The organism is Paenarthrobacter sp. NPDC018779, from assembly GCF_044391085.1.
Taxonomy (GTDB): domain Bacteria; phylum Actinomycetota; class Actinomycetes; order Actinomycetales; family Micrococcaceae; genus Arthrobacter.
The window spans coordinates 1-6730 of record NZ_JBIRZS010000047.1 but is presented as its reverse complement, the minus strand read 5'-3'; the positions used below and the strand labels follow the sequence as shown (position 1 = coordinate 6730).

3 protein-coding genes and 1 pseudogene are annotated in these 6730 nt (G+C 64.6%); 1 reads left to right on the top strand and 3 read right to left on the bottom strand.

The annotated features are described in order from the left end of the window. Positions 1-551: 551 nt before the first annotated feature. From tyrS to ACH488_RS21830, 3 genes are all read right to left on the bottom strand, one after another. Positions 552-1862, bottom strand: coding sequence for a tyrosine--tRNA ligase (gene tyrS, locus ACH488_RS21840; RefSeq protein ID WP_397326693.1), 1311 nt, complete (start codon positions 1860-1862; stop codon positions 552-554). A gap of 37 nt (positions 1863-1899) precedes the next feature. After that, complete coding sequence (locus ACH488_RS21835; RefSeq protein ID WP_397326692.1) at positions 1900-4128, bottom strand: AAA family ATPase; 2229 nt, start codon at positions 4126-4128, stop codon at positions 1900-1902. A 121-nt stretch (positions 4129-4249) separates the two neighbouring features. Continuing rightward, entirely contained in the window at positions 4250-4900 is a 651-nt protein-coding gene (locus ACH488_RS21830; protein WP_397326691.1) for a DNA-3-methyladenine glycosylase, read from the bottom strand. Positions 4901-4982: 82 nt separating this feature from the next. Between ACH488_RS21830 and ACH488_RS21825 the strand changes: the two are divergent. Further along, a pseudogene (locus ACH488_RS21825) lies at positions 4983-6478 on the top strand (DNA-3-methyladenine glycosylase 2 family protein). Positions 6479-6730: the final 252 nt, after the last annotated feature.

Below are 6730 nucleotides of genomic sequence, written 5' to 3'. Positions count from 1 at the left end.
GGCACACTATTGAGTTCTCAAACAACAGACACTAACCGGCACCACCAACCAAACGACTGGATCGCTCCGGAGCAACTTTTCAAACTTACCCGATCCAGTCGCATAAAGCAAACCAGCCCGGATCTCCACCAATACTCAGCAGCACGCAAAGGCACCGCCCGAAACCGGCTATTTGAAAGGGAGATTGTCACCGTCAAACCCGCATCAGCGGCGGCAACTCGAATAACTTTACACACCCCAAACCCAACAAACAAATCCCGGCACCGTGAAGCCCATCACACAACGTAACCACCACCAACCAGCCACCACAACACCCAACCCAACACCCGCCGTCGAACCCCGGATAGACACCAAAACGAAAGGCCAGCGAGAGAGCGTCCGCCGCAAACAGGCATTCCGTGAGAGAGCGATCCCGAAAACGGGCGGTTCGGTGAGAGAGCGTCCGGAGGGGAAGCCAGCGACGCACTTTTTGCAGCAAAAGGCCGGCAACCACACGGGTTACCGGCCTTTCACAACAACGGGAAAAACAAGTGGTACGGAACAGGGCGCGGCTAGGCGGAAACCTCTACCGTCGCCAGGTTCTTCTTGCCGCGGCGCAGCAGGAGGTACCGGCCGTGAAGCAACTGCTCCTGGCCAATGACGGCATCCGGGTCGGAGATCTTGGCGTTATTGACGTAGGCTCCGCCTTCTCCGACAGTGCGGCGTGCAGCGGACTTGCTGTCGGAGAGGCCGGAGGCAACCAACAGGTCGATGATGCCCAGGGAGTCGCTGCCGACCTTGGCGGACGGGAGTTCCGCGGTTGCAGCAGCGAGGGTTTGCTCGTCAAGTACTGACAAGTCACCGTTGCCGAAAACAGCTGCGGATGCCGCGATGACCTTTTCCGTCGCGTCAACACCGTGAACCAAGGACGTAACCTCGAAGGCAAGCTTCTTCTGGCCTTCCCGTGCGAACGGACGTTCCGCCACAGCCTGGCCAAGCTCCTCGATCTCGGCCCGAGTGAGGAACGTGAAGACCTTGAGGCGATCCACCACATCGGCGTCGGCCGTGTTCAGCCAGAACTGGTAGAACGTGTACGGGCTGCACATGTCGGCATCAAGCCAGATGGCGTTGCCCTCGGACTTGCCGAACTTGGTGCCATCGGAGTTCGTGATGAGCGGCGTACCCAAGGCGTGGACACTCTTGCCTTCCACCTTGCGGATGAGTTCAGTGCCGCTGGTGAGGTTGCCCCACTGATCGGAACCGCCGGTCTGCAGCGCACAGCCGTAGTCCCTGAAAAGCTGGAGGTAGTCCATGCCCTGCAGGATCTGGTAGCTGAACTCGGTGTAGCTGATGCCCTCGTCGGAGTTAAGGCGCGATGCCACAGCGTCCTTGCGGAGCATGGTGCCAACGCGGAAATGCTTGCCGATTTCGCGGAGGAAGTCGATGGCGCTCAGCGGCGCCGTCCAGTCAAGGTTGTTGACCATCTTGGCGGAGTTTTCGCCCTCGAAACTGAGGAAACGGCGAACCTGGCCTTGAAGGTACCCGACCCACTCGGCAACGGTGTCCTTGGTGTTCAAGGTGCGTTCCGCCGTCGGGCGCGGGTCGCCGATCAGCCCGGTGGAGCCACCCACGAGACCCAGCGGCTTGTGGCCGGCCAGCTGCAGGCGGCGCATCACCAGGAGCTGGACGAGGTTGCCGAGGTGCAGGGACGGAGCCGTGGGGTCGAAGCCACAGTAATAGGTGATCGGGTCCCCCGCGAGCAGCTTTTCCAGTTCCGTTTCGTCAGTGGAAACGTGGACCAGGCCGCGCCATGTGAGCTCCTGCCAGATGTTGGCAAAGGCGGGATCGTTCTGTTGGGACTCGAGGCTGTTTACGTGTGACACGAGTTCTAAGTTAGCAGGATTGACCACGCCGTTTTCCCTAGCGTTCGATGCCGGCCGGGAGGGGCGCGGCGGTGATGAGGCGGAGGCGCTGGGTTGGCCGGGTCATGGCGACGTAGAGGTCGCCCACCTTGCCGTGCTCGTGGTTGAGCATGGCGGCAGGTTCCAGCACCACCACACCGTCGAATTCGAGGCCCTTTGCTTCCTTGGGGCTGATGACCACGATGTCTTGCTCGTAACTGCCGGCACCCGTGCCGATACGGCGTCCGTAGACTCCACGGAGGGCTGTTGTGGCCTGCGGAAGCAGCGGCCCGTCGGCAATCACGGCGAGCAGGCCGCCGTCGATCGCTTCGATTTCCTCCGGGAGGACGTCCACCAGGCGCGACACGATGGCATCCGCATCCACGCGGTCGACGATCGGCGACCATTTGCCCTCCCGCACGGCCTTGGGTGCGGAGACAACCAGACCTGCACGGTTGGCCATGCGCACGGCGGCCTCTGCGATCTGGGACGGCGTGCGGTAATTGACCGTCAGTTCCTCAAGCGTCCAACGGTCACCAAACAACGGCGCCAGTGCGCTTTGCCATGAGTTGGCACCGGCAGCGGCGCTCGTCTGGGCGATATCGCCCACGATCGTGAACGACTTCAACGGACAGCGGCGCACCAGGAGCCGCCACTGCATGGGCGAAAGCTCCTGGGCCTCGTCAACCACGATGTGACCAAAGGCCCACGAACGGTCGCTGGTGGCCCGCTCGGCTGCCGTGAGACGGCCTTCGCGCTCTTGGTTCTGGTCCGCCAACTCCTCGGCGGTCATGAGGACGTCCACTCCCATGGCTTCCATGTTGGCCAGGGTCTGCTTGGCGTTGGCGAGGTCGCGGGCACGGTCCGCCTCCTGCTGCGCCAATCCCCTGCCGGCTGCCGGGTCCAACTCGCCAAGCAGTTCGGCGGCCTCGTCCAGGAGGGGAACGTCGGCTTCGGTCCACGGGGCATCCGCCGGCCGCTGCAGCAGCAACCGCTGCTCCGGGGTGAGGTGCGCTGTGCAGGCCTCCAGGATCTGCGGCTTGCTGAAGAGCTCTGAGACGAGTTTCTCCGGGGTCATGGGCATCCAGCACAGGTTCAGCATGATGCGCACGTCGCGGGCGGTCCGGACATCCTCGGCGAGGTAGGCGCGATCGGCGTTGTTGCCGATGTTCGCGGCCTCAACCTGGTCCGTCAGTTGCTCGGTGAGTTCGCGGAGCAGGATCTTGATGAATGTCAGTCGGGCCTCGTTGTGCGGCTTGCCGGTGGCGCGCGCCTTGTCACGGGCACGCCGCACCTGCCGCTCGGTGAGGGTCAGCTTGCGCGAATCGACCTCAAGGACCCGGTCCTTGCCGGGGGTCCGCTGCCGGTTGGCCACCGCGTTGGCCACCACGGTTGCCATGTCCAGCTTGCCCTTGAGGGCGGCGATGTCCGCATTCTCCTCAGGGATGGCGTGGATGCCCGGCATGAGCCGGCCGAGGCTCGCCATGACCACTCCGGTCTCGCCCAGGGAGGGAAGGACACGCTCGATGTAATGCATGAACGACGACGACGGACCCACGAGCAGCACGCCGGCGCTCTTGAGGCGGTCACGGTGGGTGTAGAGCAGATAGGCTGCCCGGTGCAGAGCAACGGCGGTCTTTCCCGTTCCGGGCCCACCCTGGACAACCAATGCGCCGGAAATCGATGAACGGATGATCCTGTCCTGCTCGGACTGGATGGTGCCGACGATGTCCGACATGCGGCCGGTGCGCTTGGAGTTCAGCGCAGCGAGCAAGGCTCCTTCGCCCTGCAGGGAATCGTCGTCGGCCAGCATGTCCGCGTCCAGGACGTCATCCTCGATCGCCTTGACGTCGCGGCCTTGCAGGATCAAATGACGACGACGGCGCACGCCTTGGCGGTCAAACGCAGTGGCCTGGTAGAAGTGGCCGGCTTCGGGGGCACGCCAATCAACCATGAGCCGCTGCAGATCTGCCGTGGACAGCCCGATGCGGCCGATGTACTGGGCTTCGCCGGAATCCAGGTCCAGCCGGCCGAAGACCAAGCGGTCGTCGACGGCGTCGAGCTGGGCCAGGCGGTCCTCGTACAGCGCAGCGAACGCGTCACGTTCCGAAACGTTCTGCATGGTTCCCACGGCACCGGCCTTGCGCACCTGCGCCAGTTGGGTGCGCTTCTCTTCGCGCAGCTCATCGAGCCGGGCATACAACCCGGCAACGTATTCCTGCTCGTGAACCAAATCAGCGTCGTGCATCGAAACCGTAACCCCTATCGCAAAAGACAGACCGTCCATTCTACAGCGATTTTGGTAAACGCGTGGGGTAGAGGCCATCTGGTGGATAGCCGGCGCGTCAACGGGGCACTGTGGCAACGGATCAGGCGGTGGAGGGGCGGGTGCGCGGCCGTGCGGCTTTGTAGCGGGACACCGTGGGATCGTCCTCGATCCAGAAACGCCAGGGGTACTCCGTGGTCCCACCCGGACCGGCAACGCCCACCCTCGGTCCGCTGGCGACGGCAGCCGCCGGGGACTCCGGCAACCAAAGGTTGAAAGGTGCCGCGAGCGCGTCGCGGCCTGAGTCCGCCGTCGTAAGCCCCAACGCCGAAGCGAGCCGGGCCGGCCCGCTCGCCAGGTCTTTGTGGGCCTTCGATGCAGGGCGGCGGACCGCGGCCAGCTCTTCGCCTGCGACGATTTCGCCTGCGCGGAGCAACAAGGCCGACGGAGCCCCCTCCGGCCCGCAGACAATGTTGGCGCAGTAGTGCATGCCGTACGTGAAATAGACGTAGAGAAAGCCCGGCGGCCCGAACATGGGCGCGTTCCGGGCAGTCCGTCCTCCGTAGGTGTGCGAGCCGGGGTCCGGGTGGGCCGAGTCGCGCGGCCCCATGTACGCTTCCACTTCCGTAAGCCGGACTGACACGGGACCAGACTCCGAGTGGTGGGTGAGCACCCCTCCCAGGACAAGCGGCGCGAGGGTCCGCGGGTCTCCTGAGAGGAAGTCGCGGACGCCCCGTGTGTCGGTAGCTGTCATGTCTCAGACCTTAGCAACCAAGCTCCGCGATCATGTCCGATTTCCGCTAGCAGCGGTGTCGGTCGACTGACAGGATGGAGCCATGGACTTCTGGCAGCGCTACAGGGCGATCGACGCCCGCGATCCCCGCTTTGACGGACAATTCTTCACCGCGGTCCGTTCCACGGGGATCTACTGCCGGCCGTCATGTCCGGCCAGGACGCCCAAAGCCGAGAACGTCACCTTCTACGAAACCTCGGCGGCCGCGCACGAAGCCGGTTACCGGGCCTGCAAGCGCTGCCTGCCCGAGGCCGTCCCGGGCACGCCGGCATGGAACCTCCGCTCCGATGTGGCCGGTCGGGCCATGCGGCTCATCAACGACGGCGTCATCAGCCGCGAAGGAGTGGACGGACTGGCCCACCGGCTGGGGTACTCCGCCCGGCAGTTGAACCGGATCCTGAGCATGAACTCGGTGCCGGCCCCCTGTCCCTGGCGCGGGCCAGCCGCGCGCAAACGGCCCGGACGCTGCTGGTCTCCACCGACATGCTGTTTGCCGACGTTGCCTTCGCGGCAGGCTTCAACAGCGTCCGCCAGTTCAACAACACCATTGGCGAGGTTTTCGCGATGACTCCGACGGCGTTGCGCGCCAGTGCGCCAGGCTTGGCCCCGCGACGCGGCGACGAAACCGTGCTGCCGGCAACACTGACCCTGAACCTGCCTTACCGGGAACCCTTCGATACCGGGATCTTCGACTTCCTGGCCGTCCGTGCCGTTCCCGGGATCGAGGCGGCCGGTGTGGAGCCGGACGGACGCCGGCACTATTCCCGGACCCTCCGGCTCCCCCGCGGCGAAACCTCGTTTACCGTGACCTACCATCCCGAGTCCGCCGGCAACAGGTCCCGGCTGCAACTTGCGGCCACCGTGGCCGACCTCCACGACCTTCCGGTCCTGCTGAGCCGGGTCCGTCGGTTGTTCGATCTCGACGCCGATCCCGTCGCCATCGATGAAGCCCTCGCGGGCGACCCGCGGCTCGAACCGGGCGTCCGGGCCGTCCCGGGGATCAGGCTTCCCGGTGCCGTGGATGCCCAGGAGTTGCTGATCCGGGCCATGATCGGGCAACAGATCACCGTGGCTGCGGCACGAACGGCCCTCACTCATCTATCGGCTGCAGGGTCACAGTTGGAGACTGGAGGCAACGGCTTCCACCGTTTGTTCCCGACGGCGGCACAACTCGCCGAGCACGGCAGGGAACTCCTCCGCGGACCGCAGAGGCGGATCGATTCCGTGCTGTCCGCGGCGGACGCGATGGCCGACGGCAGCCTCGATTTCGGCTACGGCGACGACGAAGCGACCCTGGCCCGGAAGCTGTTGCCGCTCCCCGGCGTCGGGCCTTGGACCGTTGGCTACGTGTCCATGCGCGTGCTCGGAGCCCCTGACGTTTTCCTTGGCAACGACGCCGCTGTGCGCAACGGATTGAAAGTGCTGCCGCCAGCTTCGCGTGGGGCGGGTTCGGAATTAAGTCCGGACTTCCGGGAAGTCAGTCCGTGGCGCTCTTATGCGGTCATGCACCTGTGGCGCGCCGCATCCATGAAACGCTAACCCGACGCTCTCTCACCAAACCGCCCGTTTCCGCCGATCCTCTCTCACCAAACCCCCTGTAGTCCCGGATGCTCTCTCACCAAACCGCCCGTTCCCGCCGATCCTCTATCACGTAATCGCCCGTTGCCGCCGATCCTCCATCACTTCCCTGAAGCAAGGGACTGTCTGAATAACGGTGTGTGGGGTCTGGCCTGATCCGAAGGAGACGGCCGTGTCTGAATCCACGACTGGGATGGCAGGGACGATGATCGA

Bases quoted from the DNA above. Each gene is read 5' to 3' on its own strand.
- ACH488_RS21835 (WP_397326692.1), bottom strand. From the start codon at position 4,128: ATGCACGACGCTGATTTGGTTCACGAGCAGGAATACGTTGCCGGGTTG.
- ACH488_RS21830 (WP_397326691.1), bottom strand. From the start codon at position 4,900: ATGACAGCTACCGACACACGGGGCGTCCGCGACTTCCTCTCAGGAGAC.